Here is a 20,117-nt window from a genome sequence, read left to right as displayed (position 1 = left end):
GATACAACAGCCGAGCCTGGCGGGGAAGCCAATACGGTACATGAGCTCAGGCTAAATTACTGTTGCTGAATTGTCACAATAAACAACTTTGAAATCTTGTACGTGTAAAGCAAACAATCATGCTCGCTATACACTGGGATTCGGATAGTATTAGCGACGGAGCGTGTACTCGTCGGGGTTCGCAAGGGATGGAGACGACCGAGAAAACTCGGCAGATCAATGACATGGCGACGCACGGAAGAAGCTTCCGGGCGAATAGCAAGTATCGCCGGTCAGGTTTTTCCAGGCATCTCTGGAAGACGACTGCGCTGTCCACTCTGGCACTTGCCCTTTCCGGCATAGCCGCCCATGCCGGCGACACCGGACTGTGGCAGCCGCAGGTCCGCGCCATCATCGGCGCCAACAACAATGGCGGCAACACGGCGATCGAGGGTTTCCTGCCGCTGAAGCAGAACCTCGAATCCGTTCTCTTTCTCGATGTGCGCTCGAAATACGATTTCGACGACGGCTTCGGCCAGGACGTCGGCCTCGGCGTTCGCCGCATCGTGAATCCGGATCTGATGATCGGCGGCTACGCCTATCTCAACATCCAGAACCACGACAGTCACCAGTTCGTCGCCTCGACGCTCGGCCTCGAGGCCATCACCTCAAAATACGATGCGCACGTAAACGTCTATCTGCCGATCAGCGGCGACCGCAGCACGGCCGGGCAAGAGTCGAGCCTGTCGCTGGTCGGGCATCAGCTGATCGAGCAGATATCGGCCATCGCCCACCGCGATTACGCGGCCTGGGGCATCGAGGGCGAGGTCGGCGTTCAGGTGCCGCTCAACCTGCCCGAGAACCATTCACTGCGTTTCGATGTCGGCGCCTACCATTTCGGCGATCCCGACGGCGACGACGGCAGCATCACCGGCGCCAAGGCCGGCCTGGAATATTCGATCGGCGACGTCATCGGCAAAGGCACGTCGCTGACCTTCACCGGCGAGGTGCGCAACGACAACCGCGATGACACCCAGTTCGCCGGCAGCATCCGGCTGACGGTGCCGCTCAACGCTTTCGACAAGGGCTCGTCTTCGGCCGATGACGGCGCCGAGCCGGTCTATCCGGTCAGCCCCGGCCTGCGCAAACGCGTCAACGAGCGCGTACGCGGCGACATCGGCGTTCGCATCGAGAGCCAGGACAAAGTTACCGGCACGTCGACGCGGGTGGCGATCAATGCCGCCACCAACACGGCATTCGGCCAGTTCTTCTTCGCCGATGGTGACAACGACGCGCTCGGCCTCGGCACGATCGGCGACCCGACCACGCTCGACAATGCAGTCGCCGGCGCCGGCGCTAACGGCGTCGTCGTCGCGCTGGGCGGCAAGGGAAACATTACGACAGCCGGCGTGACGCTCGCCAACGGACAGACCGTTATCGGCGGTGGCGGCGGTGTCCAGGCGCGGCTCGCCGACGGCAGCATCGGCACCTACAATTTCGGCGGCTCCAACGGCACCATCCAGGGCACCAACCCCGCCAACAACGTCCTGACGCTCGCCAATGGCAACACGCTGAGCGGTATCACCATCACCGGCGGCAAGGACGGCATCTTCGGCAACAACATCACCGGCGCCACGTTGACCAACGTCACGGTCACCGGCACCGGCGGCCACGGCGCCGACTTCACCGGTACATCGACCGGCGTCAATGGCTCGAACTTCACCGCGACCGGCAACGGCCTCGACGGACTGCACATCGAAGGCGACGGCACCTATAACTTCACCGGCACGACGCTGCTGCAGGGCAATGGCGACGACGGCCTGGATATAACCGGCCACGGCACCTACACTTTCGCCACCCTCAACTCGCTCGACAACAACGATGCCGGCATTACCGTGAAGGGCACCGGGGTCGCCGGCTCGATCACCATCACCGGTGGCCAGGTGTCGGGCAACAAGGCACTCGGCGACGACGGCGTCGGTGTCTTCATCGATCCGATCACCGCCCATATCGTGCTGGATTCGATCACCCAGACCGGCGGCGCATCGGGCGTCGTGCTCGAGAATCTTTCGGGCAGCTTCACCGTCAACGGCGCGACGACGATCTCGAACACGACCGGACCGGCCATCGCGATCACGGATTCGCCGGCCGCGATCCGCTTCGGCGACATCAACATCACCGATCCCGGCACCGACGGCATGGTGTTTACCGGCGTCAATGCGTCCGTCATCGCCGGCAACATCATCATCTCCGGGCTCGGCTCCGGCATCGGCCTCGACTTCTCCGGCAGCCAGACTAATTTCACGGCGCAGTCGCTGAACATAAACGGCACCGGCGGCACGACGTCCATCGGGATCGACCTTGTCCAGACCAACGGCGGCACGATCATCATCACCAATGGCGGCACCATCGCCAATGTCGGCACCGGCGTGCGGCTCGGCATTGCCGGCTCGCCGGCCGACACCGCCAACGCCCAATTCACCTTCGGTGGCGGCTTGATCGGCGGCAACCTCGCCTCGCTCGACGCACGCGGCCTCAATTCCGGTTCGGGCCAATACGCATTCGGCACGACGACGTTCAACGGGCCGCAACTGTTCGACCAGACGCAGCTGATCTTTGTCGCCGCAGGCGGCACAGGCGACGGTACCTCGCTTTCGGACCTGGCTTCGATCACCGACGCCGACAACAATACCGACGGCACCGCGATTTTCGTGCTGGTCAATCGCGGTGTCATCGACGACACCGACGGCTTTACGCTCGAAGCGGGGCAGACCCTGGCCTCTTTCGGCAACGGCCGCACCTTCTCGCTCGGCGGCCTGCCGATCAATGTGACCGGCGACAACGTCGATCCCGGCAGCACCATCTCGGATGCGGCCGGTGCCGCAACGCTGACCGCTTCGGGCAGCGGCGACGTCGTCACGCTGGCCAACAATACCTCGCTCCAGGACTTCAACATCTCCGGCGGTACTGCCAACGGCATCCATGGCAGCGGCGTTACCGGCGTCGTGCTGACCGGCATGACCGTGTCGGGGGCCGCCCTCAATGGCGTGCTGTTCGATGGCGCCAACGACGTTTCCGGCAGCAATCTGAGCTCGACCGGTAATGGCGGCGCTGGGCTGTCGATCCAGGGCGACGGCACCTACAATTTCACCGGCACGACGACGGTGTCGGATAATGCCGGCGACGGCTTGCTGATCAACAGCAATGCCATCACCAGCTTCCAGACGCTCAACGCGACCAGCAATGGCGGCAGCGGCGTCCAGGCCACGTCAACTGGCACCGGCTCGCTTTCGATCGACGGCGGTACCGTCAACAACAACACCACATCCGCCTTTACAGCGTCGAATATCGGGCTCGGTGTCACGCTCTCCAACATCGGCCACGTCGGCGGCACAACCGGCGTCAGCCTTTCGGGCGTCAGCGGCAGCGTCAGCGTTACCGGCCCGACGACGATCGGCAGCACCACCGGCGACGGCATCTCGATCAGCGGCAGCACGGCAACGGTCGGCTTCAGCGGCGACGTGCTCATCAGCCAGGTGCTTGGCAATGGCATCGCGCTCAACGGCAACACCGGCGCCGTCAGCTTCGGCTATGCGGAAATCGGTGCGCCGGGCCTCAACGGCATCGATATTGGGGGGAATACCGGGTCAGTCACATTCTCTGGCCCCACCATCGTTGTCATCGGTTCTGCCGATGGCAGCGCGGGCATCAACTTCAGCGGCACAAACAACGACGTCAGTTTCGGTACGACGACGGTGTTGCTCGGCGAAGGGCTGAACCAGACGGGCATTGACTTCAGCGGCTCGTCAACGACAGCCGATTTCGGGCTGACCAGCATTACCGGCACCGGCGACCTGACCTCGCGCGGCATCGACCTGTCGTCGACGACCGGCAACAAGACGATCACCTTCCTGCAGGGCTCCAGGATCGACAATGTCGGCGTCGGTGTCGAATTGTCGTCAGGCGGCACCACGGCCACGTCGGCCAACGCCAACTTCACCTTCGGCGACGGCAATTCCGCCGATGGGCTGGAATCCTTCATCACCGCGGCAACCGGCGGCTACACTGTCAATACGATCGGGCTGGATCCGGCGCTCGGCAACTACGACTTCGACGATGTCTTCTTCACCGGCGATGCCCAACTGGCGGTAACTGTCGGCGGGGTCGTCATGATCTCGCAGACAGGCGGCACTGTTCACGCGGGCACGAACGGGCTGAGCGCCGATGTCACCACCGTGACGGCCGCGCAGGCCGATGCCATGGTCGGCACGCAGACCTACGCCTTTGTCGGCACCGTCGATCTCAGCGCGACGCCGTTCACGCTCGATTCGGGACAGTCGATCACCGGTTTCGGCAACGGCAATTCCATCCTCACCTCCGGTACGTTCCAGCCGGTCAATGTGCAGGGCAATCTCGGCGCCACCGGCGGCAATGTCACCGGCGATGAGGGCGTGGTCAAGAGCACGGGCGACACCCTTCATCTGCTCGGCAGCAATCAGGTGCGCAACACCGCCTTCGACTACAGCGGCGGCAGCGGCTCGGTGTTCGTCATCGACCAGAGCGTGGGTGGCTTCAACAATTCCGGCGGCACCGTTGTCGAAGGCGTCACCGTCAGCAATGTCGCTGCCGGCCAGACGGCGTTCAACGTCGACGGCCTCACCGGCAACCTGTCGATTATCAACAACAATATCAACGTTGCCGGCACGCTGCTCGATGTCGACGGCGGCAACGGCAACATTACGGTCACCCGCGGCAACTTGCCCAACAGCGCGACGCCCGGCACGCTGACCGGTGGCGGCATCGCAATCGCCAACCGCACCGGCGGCTTGGTCAACTTCACGGACAAGGCGACGATCGGCGGCAGCGGCGTATCGCTGACCAACAACACCGGCGCCACAATCACCTTCGCCGATGTCGACATCACCACGGACGCCGCAACGGCGTTCACTGCAACCGGAGGCGGCTCGGTCAACGTCACGACCGGAACGATCAATGCCACCAATGCGGGAGCGGTGGCGCTCGACGGCATTGCGGCCAACATCAATTTCGCCTCGACAAGCGCCAGCTTCAATTCCGGCAGCGGTGTCGACCTGCAGCATCTGACCGGTACGGTCGCGCTCGGCACCGGCACGCTGACCAACACCGGTTCGGGTACAGCCTTCAATGTCGGCTCGGCGGCCGATCAGAGCGGCGGCAATGCAATCATCTCCTATGCTGGCACCATCGCCAGCAACGGCACCGGGGCCGCCGTCTCGATCCAGGAACTGACCGGCGGCTCGGTGACGCTGTCGGGCAATCTGACCGACGGCAACGCAGCCGATGGCGGCCAGATCTTCATCGGTGGCATCGCCAACGGCACGGCGGCGACCGTCACCTTCTCGGGAAGCAGCAAGAAGATAAGCTCTGGCGCGACGACAGCTGTACAGATCGGCTACACGGGCCCCCTCTCCGCCATCGTCCCGTATGACAACACGGACGGCACGATCAACTTCACCAATGGCGGCCTGGATATAACGACAACGACCGGAGAAGGCTTCGGCGCCGCCTTCGGCGGCACCGTCAGCGTCTCCGGCACCGGCAACAAGATCGCCTCCGGCGGCAATGGTCTGTTCATTGTCCTCGCCGACGTCGGCGCCGCCGGCGTCACCTTCGACAGCGTCTCGGCCGTATCGACATCGGACGCTGCCGGCGTCTTGCTGACAGGGTCCAATCTGGCGGGCGACGTCAACATTGGCGGCCTGAAAGATACCGGCTACATGGGCGCCTCGCTGAACGCCCTGCTCGGCGCCGGTGCGGTGAATTTCACCGGCACGACCGATCTCGACGTCAGCTACCGAGGGTTCGATATCGGCGGCCCGCAAGTGGGCACCATAAACATCGCCAACGTCGCCGGCTCCACCCTGACCATCGACGGTGGGGAAGCCGGCATTGTCACGAACGGCCTGCAGGCAGGAATCATCAACGTTGGCGGCAATGGCGGCGTCGCCAGCATCGGCGCGACGACAAGCACCACCGGTGCGGCTATCGCCGTCAGCGGCGGTAACGACCTCATTCACGCCACGCTGAACTACAACGGCTCGATCAAGGTCGACACCGGCATGGTCGTGCAGGCCGTGGCCGACTGGAGCGAGCTCAACATGAGCGGTTCGGTCGTTTCGACTACGGCAGCAACTGGCATTGGTACGGCGGCCTTCGTCTTCACCGGCAACGCCAACGGCGTCTACAATATTTCAAGCACGATCGATCATACCGGCACGGGCATCGGCGTGCGGTTTGACGGATCGTCTAACGGGACGGCCACCTTCTCCGGTGCGTCGAAGATCTTCAACACCAGCAGCGGCACCAACGACGCGATCGTCAAGTTGCCCAGCATCAGCCCGACCCAGGGCATGGGCACGCTCAACTTCACCAATGGCGGCCTGGTCATCACCACCTCGAGCGGCGCCGGCTTCACCGCCAGCACTTTCGGCGCCGGCACGGTCAGCGTCAGCGGCACGGGCAACTCGATAACCACGACGACAGGCACCGCGCTCAACCTCGACAACGCAACGGTCGGCGCCGGCGGCATCAATTTCAGCTCCATCTCGGTCAATGGAGCGGCGACTGGCGTTTCGCTCAACAATGTCAGCGGCGGCACGCTCAATCTCGGCACGGTGAACCTGCAAGGCATCACCTCGACCGGCGTCGACATTTCCGGCACGCTCGGCTCGACGGTAAACTTCGCCAGCCTGACCATCGCCATGCCCGGCGACAATTCGACCGGCATCACCTTCGCCGATGCCGTCGTCAACAGCATCTTCACGACTGGCGGTTTCACGCTCACCAGTGCTTCCTCGACCGGCACCACCGCCGTCAACCTGTCCAACACCACCGGCACCGGCACCATCCAGCTCGGCGATCCGAACACGGCCGGCGCATCCTCCACCATCGGCGGCGCCGGCGCCGGACCCGGCATCGGCTTCCAGTTCACCCCGACGACGGCGATCAACTTGATCTATGGCGACGGCGAAAGCGCGGTCGACAAGCTGTCGACGGTCAAGGCAATCGACATCCTCAATTCCACCGGCGTTTTCCCGGTCGGCGGCACCTATAATTTCCAGGATGTCGACGGCGCAAATGGCGGCTTCATCGGCGACCTCTCCGAGGCCCAGGGACCGACCACCTATTATGTCGATCAGGAAGGCGACGGCGACGGCACCGCCGCCAATCCGGGCTCGATTGCCGGCGCGGAAGCGTCGGGCGCCTCGGTTGTCATCCTTGTCGACACGTCGCAGAACGGCACCAGCAACCTCATCGACATGATGCAGGCTCAGCAGAATGGCGGCGGCAACAACACGCTCAACCTTGCCGATGGCCAGATCCTGATCGGTCTCAAGGCCGGCGATTCCATCGATACCGCGCCGCTGGGCGCCGTCGGCGGCGGCCTCGGCGGCAACTTCAGCTTCAGCGGCATCAATGCCTCGACCGTCATCACGGCAGCGTCCAATGTCGACAGCGTGCTGGCGACGCTGACGACCGCGAACGGCAACACCATCGATTTCTCCGGCAAGGCCGGCATCGAAAATGTCATCGTGCAGAACACCGGTGCGGGCCTTGGCATCTCCGGCACCAACATCACCGATCTTATCCTGCGCCGCGCCACGATCGCCGGCGGCACCGGTGGCGCCCTGTCGCTTACCGACGGCGCCGCTGCCAGCCAGATCGCACTGTCGAACCTGATCCTGTCGGCAACCGGCGGCGACATTGCCAAGGTTGACGGCACGATCGGCGCCGGGCTGATGAAGGTCAGCGCCTTCTCCGACATCACGCTTCTGGGCAACAATGGCGAAACCGGCGGCTTTGGGGTGAGCGGTGTAACCTTCGATGCCGTTCCAGCGACTGTCGGCATCGACCAGGTCGACGGCGACGCCTTCGTCGCCGGCACAAGCACCAATGGCGTCGGCGGTTATGGCCTGACGCTATCCGGTGTATCCGGCGATATCCAGTTCGACAGCATCACCGCCTACGGTGGCGTCAACGGCATCGCCTTCAATGGCGTTGACGCCACCGTCACGGTCAGCGGCGCCACCACCATCACCGGCACCAGCAGCTTCGGCATAGACGTCACCGGCGCCAACACCGGTACGTTCACCTTCGGCGCGGTGACGGTCAACAACACCGCCACGGCCGGCGACGGCATCCATGTGGTATCAGGCACGGTCAACGTCACCGGCCTCGCCAACATCGATACGACGAGCGGCGTCGGCCTGTCGCAGAGCGGCGGCACGACAAGCTTCACCGGCGGTGTGACCATCGACACCACGACCGGCACGGCCATCGTGGGCACCGGCGGCACGATGGGCATCACCGCTTCCGCTGCAGCCCAGACGGTAAATTCGACCAGCGGTCAGTCGATCAGCCTCACCAACGTCGCCGCCACCATTGCGCTTGACTCGACCTCGTCGGGCGGCGGCACCAACAATGTTGGCCTGGCCAATGTCACCGGAACAGTCAGCCTCGGATCCGGCGCATTGAGCGGCGCTTCGGGCGTCGCATTCCTGGTCAATGGCGGCGCTGCGACCGTCAGCTATGGCGGCTCCGTCACCAAGACCACCGCCGGCAAGATCGTCGACATCTCCGGCGTCACCGGCGGTTCGGTCACACTGTCCGGCGCGCTCAGCGCCACCGGCGGTTTCGACAATGGTATCTATGTCCACGGCAACTCCGGCGGGACCATCACTCTCAGCGGTGGCACGAAGACGCTGACCACTGGCGCCAATACGGCGGTCGACTTGACGACCAACACCGGCGCGACGATCAACTTCGATACGGGTGGCCTGGTGATTACCACCACCTCCGGCACGGGCTTCAACGCCAGCGGCGGTGGCACGGTCAGCGTCGGCGCGCTCCTCAGCGACAACAGCATCACCACGACGGCCGGCGGCACCGCGTTGAACCTCAATGGCGTTACGATTGGCGCTGCGGGCATGAATTTCGACAGTGTTTCGGCCACTGCCGCCGCAACCGGCATCTCGCTGACCAATATCGCCTCGTCCGGCGGCGGGGCCATCATTCTCGGCACGGTCAACCTGCAAGGCATCACCACGCGTGGTGTCGATGTTTCCGGCACGCTTGGCGCGGCGCTGTCCTTCAACGATCTCGACATCGGCCTGAACAGCACCACGGGCGTGGCCTTCGACCTCAATGGTGCCACCATCAATGCGGCGGTGACGGCCAATGACTTCGATGTCACCAATGCCGCCGCCGCCGGCACCTCGATAGGCGTCGACCTGCGTGGCACCACTGGCGGCCAGACGGTACGCCTCGGCGATGCCGTTGTCGGCGGCGCCAGCTCCAGCATTGCCGGCGTCAACACCGGCGTGTTCCTCAACAGCGCCACCAACCTCGCTTTCACCTATGGCGACGGCGAATCGGCGACCGACCAGTTCTCGACCATCGGCGCCAATGTAGGCATCGACGCATCCAGTGCGCCGGTTGCCGGCACCTACAATTTCCAGGATGTGAACTTCCAGTCGGCTCCCGGCCTGGGCTTCGGAGTCGGCAAGGTCTATTTCGTCGGCGCGTCCGCGACCGGTGACGGCAGCGGTCGCGACCAGAACAATCTCGCGACGCTGGCCACCGCCGAAGCAGCAGCCGTGGCGACGGACATTCTGGTTCTCGTCAACGATGGCGGCACCATCACCGCGGCAGGCAGCAATGGCAACGACACGCTGGCTCTCGCCACCGGCGAGCAGGTGCGCGGCTTCGGCAACGGCAACATCAATCTGGCGCTGACAGTGCCCTCCACCATCCAGCTCGCCAGCAACAGCATCTCGATCATCGACCAGACGCCCAATGGCGCCGCGACGCTGACGACGAGCGCCGGCAACAATGTCATCACGCTCGGCGCCAGCGGCAACATCATCGACGGCTTCATCCTGAATGGCAGCCCGGCGGGTGCCGCGCGTGGCGTCAAGGACAATGGCGCGGGTGCTGCGAATACCGTCATCAGCAACATGACCATCAGCAATTTCGCCACGCAGGGTATCGAGATCACGCCGTCAAACAGCACGACGATCAACAACGTTACTTTCTCCAGCAACGCCAGCGATGTGTGGCTGAACGCGTCCAACACCACCATCACCAACGTCACCAGCACCGGCGCCACCGGCATTGCTTTCAAACTCGACAACACCACCGGCACGACGACGCTGACCAACGTCAACATCACCACGGCGGCGACCGGAACCGGCATCGCCTTCGGTGGCGCGTCGGGCGCTGGCGGCACGATTGCCGGTACCAATGTCGACATATCGGGCGGCAGCGGCCTTTCGGTGACCGGCGGCAACGCGGTGATCAGCTTCGACGGCGCCAGCTCTATCATCAGCACGTCGGGCGCGGCGGCCACGATCTCGACCCGCGCTGGCGGCAGTTTCACCTTCGCCGGCTCGGTGATCGCCAATGGCGCTGCCAGCGGCATTAGTATTTCCGGCGCGACGGCGGCCAATACGGTGAGCTTCACCGGTACGGTCGATCTCGGCACCACGACGCCGATGACCGGCACCGCAGTCGCAATCAACAACGGCGCCACGGCCTCGACCGTCAGCTTCGCAAACCTCGACATCGTCACCAACGGCACCACCGGATTCAGCGCCATCAATGGCGGCACGGTCAATGTGACGACCGGCACGGTGAGCTCCACTTCCGCGCAGGCGGTCAACCTCAACGGCATCGCCACCACCACCGGCATCAATTTCACCTCGACCAATTCGACCGGCGGAACCAACAACGTGTCGCTGACCAATGTCACCGGCGCCGGCACTGTCAGCCTCGGCTCCGGTGCGCTCGGCGGCGCGACCGGCGCGGCCTTCCTGGTCACCGGCGGCTCGGCCAATGTCAGCTATGCCGGCTCGGTCACCAAGACCACGGCCGGAAACGTCGTCAGCATCTCCACCCGCACCGCCGGCACCACGACATTGTCGGGCACTCTCAGCGCCACCGGCGGCGTGGCCAACGGGATCCTCGTCAACGCCAACACCGGCGGCACGATCAACTTCTCCGGCGCCAGCAAGATACTGACCACCGGAGCCAACAATGCCGTCGACCTGACGGCGAACACCAACACCGCGGTCAACTTCACCGGCGGCGGCCTAGCCATCACCACCACCTCCGGCACCGGCTTCAACGCCACGAGCAACGGTACTGGCACCGTGACCGTTATCGGCTCGGGCAACACGATTTCGACCGGCAGCGGCGTCGCGGTCAACCTTGACAGCGTTGCCATCGCGGCGGGCGGCGTGACCTTCGCTTCCACGAACAAAGGCGCCGGCGGCACCAGCGCCGTCATCCTCGATACCGTCACCGGTTCGGGAGCGATCGACCTCGGCACCGGCGCGCTGGTGGGCGGAACAAGCGCCGTGATCCGTATCGGCGATGGCCTAGGCACCGCCAACAGCGGCGGCACGGCGGCCTTCACCTATGCCGGCGCGATCACCAGCGGCAGCACCGGCCAGGCGGTCAACATCCAGGATCGCGCCCTGACCGCCGGCAACATCACCCTGTCGGGCAACATCACGCATAATGCGGCGGGCCAGATCGGCCTCCTGCTGGACGACAATGTCGCCGGCATCATCACCTTCTCCGGCGCGTCGAAGTCGATCACCTCGACCACGGCGGCTGGCGTCAGCCTGAGCGACAATACCGGTGCGACGATCAACTTCACCAATGGCGGGCTGGTCATCGCCACCACCAGCGGCGCCGGTTTCAATGCCACCGGCGGCGGCACGGTGACGGTGCAGGGCACCGGCAACACCATCGCGTCCGGCACGGGCACGGCGCTTAATGTCGCCAACACGACGATCGGCGCCGGCGACGTGACGTTCAGGAGCATTGCGTCCAATGGTGCAGCCAACGGCATCGTGCTCAACAACACCGGCACCAGCGGCAATCTGGTGGTGACCGGCACCGGCGCGACGGGGGGCAGCGGCGGCACGATCCAGAACTCGGCCGGCGATGGCGTCAGCCTGACCGACACTCAGGATGTCAGCCTGAGCAACATGATCATCAGCGACAATGCGGGCAACGGCATAAAGGGGCTGCGGGTCAACGGCGTGGTGCTCAACGGTCTGACCCTGAACAGCAATGCCGATGCCAACACCGAGTCCGGAATCCTGTTCAACGAACTTACCGGCAACGCCTCGCACGTCACCACGTTCACCAACCTCACGGTCTCCAACTCATTCACCCATAACGTGCAGGTCATCAATTCCGGCGGCACGTTGGCGAACCTGGTGGTGAGCGGCGGCACGTTCTCGAACAACGGCGCCTCGAACAATGCCGGCAGCGACTTCATCTTCGAGGCGGACGGCGCCGGTGTCGCCGGCGCGCCGACGATGACGCTGACCGTCGACGGCGCAACCTTCACCGGCAACAACGCCTATCCCGGACCGGGAGTCATCCCTGGAACCGGTCTGTTCGTCATTGCCAATGACGGCACCGTCAACGCTCACATCGGCGAGACCACGGGAAATCTATTCAACAATCTGAACAACGGCATCAATCTCACCCAGAGCAGCAATTCCGGCGCCGGCACGGGCGGCAATCTGAATTTCACCGTCCGGAACAACACCGTCACCAACAGCGACTCGACGGCCATCAACGTGTTCAGCAGCGGCGACCTCGCACGGACGCTTGACGGCACAATCGCCAACAACGTCATCGGTACGCAAGGCGTAGCAACCTCGGGATCGCGAACCGGCAACGGCATCAGGGTTGGGCATGAAAGCCTCGGCGTCGCCAAGGTGCTGATCGACAACAACATTATCCAGAGCATCGGCGTCAACGGCATAAGCGGTGGCGACAGCGTCTCGATCACGCAGCTCGTGCAGCCGGGCACCGTGCACGCGGCGGTCACCAACAACACCATTCGCGACAATGCCGACAGCCGCGGCATCACGGTCACCGCCACATTTGCCGGCGCTATCATCAATGCCGACGTTCATGCCAACACCATCACCAACGTCAACAACGCCAATGCCATCCGCTTCCTCGCGGACGGCCTCGGCGGCGCCGACGGCACGATCAACGTACCGCAGGCGAGCGAGGCCGGTATCGAAACCGTCAATGGCGGGGCAACGGCACTGACGGACACCCGGACGTTCTTCAACCAGCCGCTGCCACTGCTGCCTGCCGCGACACCGTAGTCAGCAACCTTGGATTTCGTCCTAGGAAATATATTTTATGAATCTGATATCGACTTGCTGTCTTACTTAGGCATAATACAAGAATTCAGACAGTAAGCGGCCAACGGAGGGAACGGGGATGAGCGAGCCTTATTTAGGTGAAGTCAAGATCATTTCCTGGAACTATGCACCGCGCGGCTGGGCATTTTGTAACGGCCAGTTGTTGCCGCTTAACCAGAACCAGCCATTGTTCTCACTTCTAGGCACCAGGTACGGCGGCAACGGCCAGACAAATTTTGCCCTTCCGGATATGAGGGGACGTGCGGCGGTTCATACGGGCGGCCCTATCGGTGCAATTGTCGGCGGCCAGGGCGGCGAAGAGTTTCACACGCTCACGCTCGGCGAAATGCCGACACACAACCATTTCGTCAACGCATCGAACACTGCCGGCAACGTCAACAATCCATCCGGCGCGCTGTTGGGGGCGAACGCCAGCCCGATCTATCAGCCGCCTGGCAGCGCGGTGGCTATGGCGAAGGAAAACATCACTTTCGTCGGTGGCGGCCAGCCGCATGAGAACAGATCGCCCTATCTCGTCTTGAATTTCATCATTGCCCTGCAAGGCATATTCCCGTCGCGAAATTAAGAGGACGCTTCGATGAGCCAACCTTTTGTCGGCGAGATCAGGATGTTCGGTGGCAATTTCCCTCCGAATGGCTGGGCGTTCTGCCAAGGCCAGCTGATGCCGATCTCCGAGAACGAAACCTTGTTCAATCTGATCGGTACGACCTATGGCGGCGACGGGGAGGAAACATTCGCCCTGCCCAACCTCGCATCCCGCATCCCCGTCCATGCTGGCAAGGGCCCGCTGGTCAGCCAGACCTATATCATCGGAGAACTGGGCGGGGTCGAATCCGTCACTGTTTCAACCCAACAAATGCCGAACCATTCCCATACCTGGACCGGTTCGTCGAATATCGCCAAGAATCCGGGTCCGTCCGGCGGTGTCCTGGCGACATCGAGCCTGCTGACGCCCTATGTGGGTATCGCACCTGATGGCAACATGGCCGCCGGAGCCATTTCGCCGGCCGGCGGCAGCCAGCCTCACGACAATATGGTGCCGTTCCTCGCCGTCAGTTTCATCATCTCGCTATTTGGCATCTTCCCCCAGCAAAGCTAGAGACTTGCCATGACCAATCCGTTCGTCGCCGAAATTCGAATTTTTGCCGGAGATTTCGCCCCGACGGGGTGGGCGACCTGCGATGGCCAGCTCCTGCCAATCTCGCAGAATACGGCGCTGTTTTCGCTCCTGGGCACAGTTTACGGCGGCGACGGCAAGTCGACCTTCGCGTTGCCGAATATGGCTGGCTCCGCGCCCATGGGGCAAGGACAGGGCAATGGCTTGTCGGAGCGGTTTCTCGGCGAGACGGGTGGCGAAACGTCCGTCACCCTTCTGCAAACGGAAATGCCGCAACATAATCATTTTGTCGCGATATCCACCGAGAGTGGCGCCCAGGGAACTCTTACCGATGCGGTTGTTCTGGGGAAGTCGGGGGGCGGAACGCTGTATCAGAACAACACTTCGCAAAATCTGGTCCAGATGGACCCCCAGGCACTGAGCATAACGGGCAGTACGTTGCCTCACAACAACCTGCCTCCCTATCTGGCGATGACGTTCATCATTGCCATGCAAGGCGTCTATCCGGCGCGTCCGTAAGCGCCACTCCATGATCCAGCTTCCGACTGTGGACAACGGGCCTGTTATATTTTGCTGGGTGCGCGCGGCGCGGATTGATCTGACGTTCCGCCCGATGGCGGACGCCGATCTGCCGTTCCTGTCGGCGCTCTACGCCTCGACCCGCGCCGAAGAACTTGCCGTCACGCCGTGGAGCGACGCGCAGAAAACGGCGTTCCTCGACATGCAGTTTCAAGCGCAGCACGCGCATTACCAGAAATACTATCCCAACGCCGACTGGCTGGTGATCGAGCAGGCAAGGCAAGATATCGGTCGCCTGTATATCGAGCGCTCGGCGAGCGAGCATTGCATCATAGATATCGCCTTCCTGCCGGCGCATCGCGGCAAGGGGTCTGGCGGTGCGTTGCTCGCCGATCTCATCGATGAGGCCGCCGCCGCCGGCAAGTCGGTCTCGATCCATGTCGAGAAGAACAATCCAGCGCGGCGGCTCTACAAACGCCTCGGCTTCACTGTTGCCGAGGACAAAGGCGTCTACGACCTGATGATCCGTTCGCCGTAAGGGCCGTGTTGGTCGTCACGCGCCGCGATACCAGGATACGATGGTGAAACGTTCGTTGCACGTGACCGGGGTGACTTCATGCGTCGTTTCCGAACGAAAGGCGACGAGAGAGCCCGGCAATGCGGGCATGGCAACGCGCAGGTCCGGGCCGCTGTAAGGCCCATGCAGGACCAGCGAGCCGCCTGCATAGCTTTCTGGCGAAGGGTTGTCCGATTGACGGTTGAGAAAGATCACCACCGAGATCTTTCGGAACCGCGACTCGTCGTGAATGAGCGGCGTGTTGCCATCCTGATGCGGCACAAAGAAATCGCCTTCCCGATAGTGAAGGAACTGAGGTTCCTCGACCTGGCCGAGCAGCCGCCCGAAATGCCGCTCGAGAGCCGCCTTCTGCTGCGCCAACAGGGCACTCACTCGCGCTTCAGTGGCCTGCGAAACCTCGGCGCGCGCGGTCTTGCGGATCCATGCCGTCTTCTGGTCGGCACGCCCCAGCAGGCCGGCCGGACGGCCCACGGCCGCCCGGAATTCGGCGCACAGTGCGCTACACGCCGCTCCGTCAAATACGTCCGCAATCTCGATATAGTCGATCATATGTCGAGCCGCCGCGCTGGCAATCACCCTGATGACCGGATCGTCCCCTGGCCGATCGGACCGCGAAAAATCAGTTGAATACCGCCTCGTAAAGTCGCCCCGCCGCATCGGCAGCGATCGGCACGATGAAGATCTCATGGGCGCCGCTTTTGCCGTTGAACCGATAGATAGCCTGCGGCAGCGCCGCGTCGCGCGGCCCCCTGAACAGCAGCGTGAAGCCACCGCCGTCGCGCGGGCTGTTGGCAATGGGCTGCACCGCGCTCAGTTCCAGCGTGAGCGTCTGACCGCCGGCTTCGACGGAAAAGCTCTGCCCCTGCTCGAAATCCGAAAGCGATGCCATGCGCCTGCCCTGGTTCGTCTGTCTTAAGACGTTTTGTGTTGAGAGTCTGTCCCGTCAGCCAATGTCGCTGCTTGATGGCATGCTGTCTATAGAGCTCGATCTCCAGAAGTAGAAAAGAGCACGATCGAACAACGAGGTAGATTTATCCCGCTAATGTCGGGGTAGATCAGTCGTCAGTGCGTTGCGCCCTCGCCGCCGCTGGCCTAAACCGGGAGGGCATAAGAGGAGAATGCCAGGGATGACCGATGCGAAAACGGACGGGGCGGAAAGCACGCCCGCCAATGCGCTGCCGCTGTTCTACAAAAAGCCCGAGGCGCTCAATCCGCTGCGGCACGGCTCACTCGGCCTTACGGCGCGTGCCGATTTCTCCTTTGCCCGCACCGCGCACGCCATCCCCGTCGTCGCCTCGGAAATGCCGGCGGCAATGCGCTCCTACCCGATCGTTTTCATCGGCGACGCCAAGGCGCCTGTCATCATCACCGGCCTGCGCCAGGACCAGAACCTGTTCGTCGGCGCCGACGGCAAATGGGCGGAGCCGCATTACATTCCCGCCTATGTCCGCCGGTACCCCTTCATCCTGGCCGATGAATCGAAAACGACCGGCCGCCTGACGTTGTGCATCGACCGCGCCAGCGAACGCGTCGTCGAGCAGACGCCTTCGTCCAAGGGCGGCGACGAGACCGCGCCCTTCTTCGACGGCAACGAGCCGGCCGAGGCCTCGAGGCAGGCGCTCGCCTTCTGCAGCCAGTTCCAGACCGACTTCAATGCGACTCGCGCCATGATCGACAAGATCGACGCGCACGGCCTGTTCGCGCCGCGGCAGAGCAAGGTGACGCTGGAGGGCGGCGAGACCCTCAACCTCACCGACTTTCAGGTGATCGACGAGCCGGCCTTCAACAAATTGAGCGACGAGGCGTTTCTTGATCTCAGGAAATCCGGCGCGCTTGCGCTGCTCTATTGCCACCTCGCCTCGAGCAACAGCTGGACCTCGCTGGCCTTCCAGGCGTCATTGCGGCGAGCTGGCTGACGCGGCCCGCGACGAAAAGCTTCGGCAAGGCGCGGGTTGTTTAAATCAACGGTTCGCGCCTTCGCACGACGATCTCTCCGCGGCTCGAATCATGCTGTTGTCGTGCAGATCGATTGCCATGACGGGTTGGCGAACTTCCTAATGCTCGACGTATCTCTCGCGAAATGCGCCGAGGCGGCATCAATCCCCCGGTTCGCGGACCTCTCAGCACGCCAACCTTGCTGCCCTCCTCAATCGTTGAATAGCCGGTCGTCGCCATCGATCACGGTCCGAACGCAAAAAGCCCGCGTGAAGCGGGCTGTTTTTGATGTTGGTTGCGGGGACAGGATTTGAACCTGTGACCTTCAGGTTATGAGCCTGACGAGCTACCGGGCTGCTCCACCCCGCGTCACCTCCAGGGCAAGCTCTTGCCTGCTCCGGATCTGAAGCAAGCGTTTGCTTGCTTATCTGGATGTAAGCCTGGGCCTATGAACAGGATGGCTTACAGATAGGTATATGGCTGACCAAATGAAAGGGCCGCTTGCGCGGCCCGTGATCCCTTGGCGGGCCTTTTCGTAGAGAGAAGATTTCAGTTTCATCCGGTTTGCGGATGAGAGTTCAACGTGCGTTTTGCAGACCTGGCAGCGACCTACTCTCCCGCGTCTTGAGACGAAGTACCATCAGCGCTGGAGCGTTTCACGGCCGAGTTCGGAATGGGATCGGGTGCAGCCGCTCCGCCATAACCACCAGGTCGGCAAAACGCACGTTATATCGAGAAGCTGTTTTTTCGTGCCAAGGCGACGTTTGTGTCTAGCTAACGGACAAAGTCCGCAAGCGCGACTGCGCGTCGCCGGTTTTCCGGCGCCCTCGCGGAGCATAGGCCCTGTAAGGGCCGCTCATGCGTGAGCGCTGGTCAGATCATCGTGTTCACGATGAGCATAAGGAATGAGAACGATCAAGCCGATCGAACTATTAGTACCGGTAAGCTTCAAGCGTTGCCGCTCTTCCACACCCGGCCTATCAACGTGGTCGTCTTCCACGGTTCTCAGGGAATACTCGTTTTAAGGTGGGTTTCCCGCTTAGATGCCTTCAGCGGTTATCCCGTCCGGATATAGCTACCCTGCTATGCGGCTGGCGCCACAACAGGTCCACCAGAGATCCGTCCATCCCGGTCCTCTCGTACTAGGGACAGATCCTTTCAATATTCCTACACCCACGGCAGATAGGGACCGAACTGTCTCACGACGTTCTGAACCCAACTCACGTACCGCTTTAAATGGCGAACAGCCATACCCTTGGGACCTGCTCCAGCCCCAGGATGCGATGAGTCGACATCGAGGTGCCAAACAACCCCGTCGATATGGACTCTTGGGGGTCATCAGCCTGTTATCCCCGGCGTACCTTTTATCCGTTGAGCGATGGCCCTTCCACGCGGGACCACCGGATCACTATGACCGACTTTCGTCTCTGCTCGACTTGTCAGTCTCGCAGTCAGGCAGGCTTATGCCATTGCACTCAGCGAACGATTTCCGACCGTTCTGAGCCCACCATCGCGCGCCTCCGTTACTCTTTAGGAGGCGACCGCCCCAGTCAAACTACCCACCATACATTGTCCCGGACCCGGATAACGGGCCGCGGTTAGACATCCATAGTAATAAGGGTGGTATTTCAAGGGTGGCTCCACCTGAGCTGGCGCCCAGGTTTCAAAGCCTACCACCTATCCTACACATGCCACTACGAATGCCAATGTAAAGCTATAGTAAAGGTGCACGGGGTCTTTCCGTCTAACCGCAGGAACCCCGCATCTTCACGGGGAATTCAATTTCACTGAGTCTATGCTGGAGACAGCGGGGAAGTCGTTACGCCATTCGTGCAGGTCGGAACTTACCCGACAAGGAATTTCGCTACCTTAGGACCGTTATAGTTACGGCCGCCGTTTACTGGGGCTTCGATTCAGAGCTTGCACCCCTCCTCTTAACCTTCCAGCACCGGGCAGGCGTCAGACCCTATACGTCGTCTTGCGACTTCGCAGAGCCCTGTGTTTTTGATAAACAGTCGCTACCCCCTGGTCTGTGCCACCCTCCTCTACTTGCGTAGAAAAGGGTCACGCTTCTTCCGAAGTTACGCGTGCAATTTGCCGAGTTCCTTCAGCATAGTTCTCTCAAGCGCCTTGGTATACTCTACCTGACCACCAGTGTCGGTTTCGGGTACGGTTTATAAGGAGGAGCTATTTCCTGGAACCGCTCCGCTGCCCGTTCAATCCGATAAGATTGGACAACTTGTGCGATCCGTCACTACCTCCAAGCCCACGAATATTAACGTGGTTCCCATCGACTACGCGTTTCCGCCTCGTCTTAGGGGCCGGCTAACCCTGCTCAGATTAGCTTTAAGCAGGAACCCTTGGTCTTTCGGCGGGGGAGTCTCTCACTCCCCTTACGTTACTCATGTCAGCATTCGCACTTCTGATACCTCCACCACCCCTCACGGGTATGGCTTCGTCAGCTTACAGAACGCTCCGCTACCGCTTGGCCCTTGCGGACCAAACCCTAAGCTTCGGTGTATGGCTTTAGCCCCGTTACATTTTCGGCGCAAAGACCCTTATTTAGACCAGTGAGCTGTTACGCTTTCTTTAAATGATGGCTGCTTCTAAGCCAACATCCTGGTTGTTTTGGGATCCTCACATCCTTTCCCACTTAGCCATAACTTGGGGACCTTAGCTGTAGGTCAGGGTTGTTTCCCTTTTCACGACGGACGTTAGCACCCGCCGTGTGTCTGCCGACTAGTACTCC

Annotated in this window: 8 protein-coding genes, 1 tRNA gene and 2 rRNA genes (1 of these 11 running past the window's edge); 6 read left to right on the top strand and 5 right to left on the bottom strand. The window is 62.2% G+C overall.

What is annotated here, in order from left to right; translation table 11 throughout:
• Nucleotides 1-224 precede the first annotated feature (224 nt).
• The 5 genes from NLY33_RS09800 (at nucleotide 225) to NLY33_RS09780 (ending at nucleotide 15,394) form a co-directional block, all read left to right on the top strand.
• Complete coding sequence (locus NLY33_RS09800; protein ID WP_156932560.1) at nucleotides 225-13,160, top strand: inverse autotransporter beta domain-containing protein; 12,936 nt, start codon at nucleotides 225-227, stop codon at nucleotides 13,158-13,160.
• A 118-nt stretch (nucleotides 13,161-13,278) separates the two neighbouring features.
• Nucleotides 13,279-13,785 carry a phage tail protein gene (locus NLY33_RS09795; RefSeq protein ID WP_023704274.1) on the top strand — a complete coding sequence of 169 codons (507 nt, stop codon included), beginning with the start codon at nucleotides 13,279-13,281 and terminating at the stop codon, nucleotides 13,783-13,785.
• Between the two features lie 12 nt (nucleotides 13,786-13,797).
• Nucleotides 13,798-14,319, top strand: a complete 522-nt coding sequence (locus NLY33_RS09790; RefSeq protein ID WP_023672956.1) for a phage tail protein — start codon at nucleotides 13,798-13,800, stop codon at nucleotides 14,317-14,319.
• 9 nt (nucleotides 14,320-14,328) lie between these two features.
• Entirely contained in the window at nucleotides 14,329-14,856 is a 528-nt protein-coding gene (locus NLY33_RS09785; RefSeq protein WP_023686661.1) for a phage tail protein, read from the top strand.
• A gap of 94 nt (nucleotides 14,857-14,950) precedes the next feature.
• Nucleotides 14,951-15,394 (top strand): GNAT family N-acetyltransferase, encoded by a 444-nt coding sequence (locus tag NLY33_RS09780; protein WP_032995624.1) that lies wholly within the window; start codon nucleotides 14,951-14,953, stop codon nucleotides 15,392-15,394.
• 15 nt (nucleotides 15,395-15,409) lie between these two features.
• Here the strand turns inward: NLY33_RS09780 and NLY33_RS09775 are convergent, their stop codons facing one another.
• Both NLY33_RS09775 and NLY33_RS09770 read right to left on the bottom strand, forming a co-directional pair.
• Complete coding sequence (locus NLY33_RS09775) at nucleotides 15,410-15,982, bottom strand: 2OG-Fe(II) oxygenase (RefSeq protein WP_023707559.1); 573 nt, start codon at nucleotides 15,980-15,982, stop codon at nucleotides 15,410-15,412.
• Between the two features lie 70 nt (nucleotides 15,983-16,052).
• Nucleotides 16,053-16,322 carry a DUF6916 family protein gene (locus NLY33_RS09770; RefSeq protein ID WP_023704276.1) on the bottom strand — a complete coding sequence of 90 codons (270 nt, stop codon included), beginning with the start codon at nucleotides 16,320-16,322 and terminating at the stop codon, nucleotides 16,053-16,055.
• Nucleotides 16,323-16,560: 238 nt separating this feature from the next.
• Here NLY33_RS09770 and NLY33_RS09765 point away from each other — a divergent pair, with 238 nt between their 5' ends.
• Nucleotides 16,561-17,349 (top strand): SapC family protein, encoded by a 789-nt coding sequence (locus tag NLY33_RS09765; protein ID WP_023704278.1) that lies wholly within the window; start codon nucleotides 16,561-16,563, stop codon nucleotides 17,347-17,349.
• Nucleotides 17,350-17,660: 311 nt separating this feature from the next.
• Here NLY33_RS09765 and NLY33_RS09760 read toward each other — a convergent pair.
• From NLY33_RS09760 to NLY33_RS09750, 3 genes are all read right to left on the bottom strand, one after another.
• Nucleotides 17,661-17,737 (bottom strand) — tRNA-Met (locus NLY33_RS09760).
• A gap of 227 nt (nucleotides 17,738-17,964) precedes the next feature.
• Nucleotides 17,965-18,079 (bottom strand): 5S ribosomal RNA (gene rrf, locus NLY33_RS09755).
• Between the two features lie 200 nt (nucleotides 18,080-18,279).
• Nucleotides 18,280-20,117, bottom strand: a 23S ribosomal RNA gene (locus NLY33_RS09750) (it continues 964 nt past the right edge of the window).

It is taken from the genome of Mesorhizobium sp. C432A, from assembly GCF_030323145.1.
In the GTDB taxonomy this organism is placed as follows: Bacteria; Pseudomonadota; Alphaproteobacteria; order Rhizobiales; family Rhizobiaceae; genus Mesorhizobium.
This window is presented reverse-complemented; position numbering and strand designations above follow the sequence as displayed.

What these genes read in the sequence shown, in the direction of transcription:
- NLY33_RS09800 (WP_156932560.1), top strand. Translation starts at nt 225, where the DNA reads ATGGCGACGCACGGAAGAAGCTTCCGGGCGAATAGCAAGTATCGCCGG.
- NLY33_RS09795 (WP_023704274.1), top strand. Translation starts at nt 13,279, where the DNA reads ATGAGCGAGCCTTATTTAGGTGAAGTCAAGATCATTTCCTGGAACTAT.
- NLY33_RS09790 (WP_023672956.1), top strand. Translation starts at nt 13,798, where the DNA reads ATGAGCCAACCTTTTGTCGGCGAGATCAGGATGTTCGGTGGCAATTTC.
- NLY33_RS09785 (WP_023686661.1), top strand. Translation starts at nt 14,329, where the DNA reads ATGACCAATCCGTTCGTCGCCGAAATTCGAATTTTTGCCGGAGATTTC.
- NLY33_RS09780 (WP_032995624.1), top strand. Translation starts at nt 14,951, where the DNA reads ATGGCGGACGCCGATCTGCCGTTCCTGTCGGCGCTCTACGCCTCGACC.
- NLY33_RS09775 (WP_023707559.1), bottom strand. Translation starts at nt 15,982, where the DNA reads ATGATCGACTATATCGAGATTGCGGACGTATTTGACGGAGCGGCGTGT.
- NLY33_RS09770 (WP_023704276.1), bottom strand. Translation starts at nt 16,322, where the DNA reads ATGGCATCGCTTTCGGATTTCGAGCAGGGGCAGAGCTTTTCCGTCGAA.
- NLY33_RS09765 (WP_023704278.1), top strand. Translation starts at nt 16,561, where the DNA reads ATGACCGATGCGAAAACGGACGGGGCGGAAAGCACGCCCGCCAATGCG.